The sequence below is a fragment of the Streptococcus sp. GMD4S genome (genome assembly GCF_000296955.1).
In genome coordinates this window covers 1-1149 of sequence record NZ_AJRE01000519.1, presented here as the reverse complement: position 1 = coordinate 1149, position 1149 = coordinate 1, and the positions used below count along the sequence as shown (strand labels likewise).

Genomic DNA, 1149 nt, shown 5'->3' with positions numbered 1-1149 from the left:
CACGCGCACCCGCATTTTCAAAGACAAGGTCCTTCATGACCTGATCACCCTTTTCAGCAGTAATGTCTACGATTTGACCATCCTTGAAGGTTACTTTAATCCCTTCGATGATATTTCCGTTATAGCTAAGTGGTTTTGTAGAGGTTACATAGCCATCTGCACGACGGAAGTCAGGAGCCGTAAAGACTTCTTCTGTCGGCATATTTGGCAAGAATCCTTCTCCCTGTGCATTGATAGCGCCAGCTGATTCCCAAACGTGATTCTTAGGCAAGCCAAGTGTCAGATCGGTTCCTGGCGCTGTGTAGTGAAGGGCTGAGAATTGTTCTTTATTGAGCATTTCTGCCTTACTCTTAAGAATGGCTGCATGTTCTTCCCAAGCCTTAACTGGATCTTCTTCATAGACACGGCAAGTTTTGAAGATTTGGTCCCAAAGGAGGTCCACTGCTTCTTCATCGCTCGCAGCATTTGGAAAGACTTTCTTAGCCCACTCCAGTCCAGCAGCAGCTGCTACAGTCCAGCTAACCTTGTTGGATTGAGTTGCGATGCGCATCGGCTTCATCGCGAGTCCCATAGCTTTTGCAGAAGCTGAAAGCTTATCCGCATCCACTCCGTTCAAGGCACCTGGATCAGAAGAACGGACACCGAGACGGCTAGCCTTATTCTCCAAGAGATAGTTCATCTCAGCAATCTTGTATTCTGGCACATTGTCCAAACGCTCCATCGGTGCGTGAAGGAATTTCTCACGGTTGATCACATCATCTGTCCACTGAACGATGACCTCATGCGCACCCAAAGCATAAGCTTCTTTCACGATCAAATGCGCCAACTCGCGTTGCTCAACATCGATAGAGAGAGCCAAGGTGTGACCAGGTTGCACATTGATTCCATTTGCAACCAATAATTTCGCATATTTTTCTAGATTTTCTTTAAAATTTGGTAAAACCATTCTATTCTTCCTTTTCTTTTGTTATTTCTCTTTAAACAAGGACAGCAGGCTAACTGCTGCCACAGTACCACAAATCAAAGCGGTCATTTTCAAAATCGTATCAGGGTCAAGATCCAGCTGGTAATCAAACACCTTTTGCGCTGGCTTATCCTGAGCGGAAATGGTAAGTTTCATAAAAACCTCTTTCTATATTTTAGAAAAAC

2 protein-coding genes are annotated in these 1149 nt (G+C 44.8%); both read right to left on the bottom strand.

From position 1 onward, the window contains the following. Positions 1-946: aminopeptidase (locus GMD4S_RS12265; protein WP_000243936.1), on the bottom strand; the 946-nt coding region annotated here is incomplete at its 3' end. A 21-nt stretch (positions 947-967) separates the two neighbouring features. Next, on the bottom strand, positions 968-1120 hold the full coding sequence (locus GMD4S_RS13670; protein ID WP_000778898.1) for a hypothetical protein: 153 nt from the start codon (positions 1118-1120) through the stop codon (positions 968-970). Between the last annotated feature and the right edge of the window lie 29 nt (positions 1121-1149).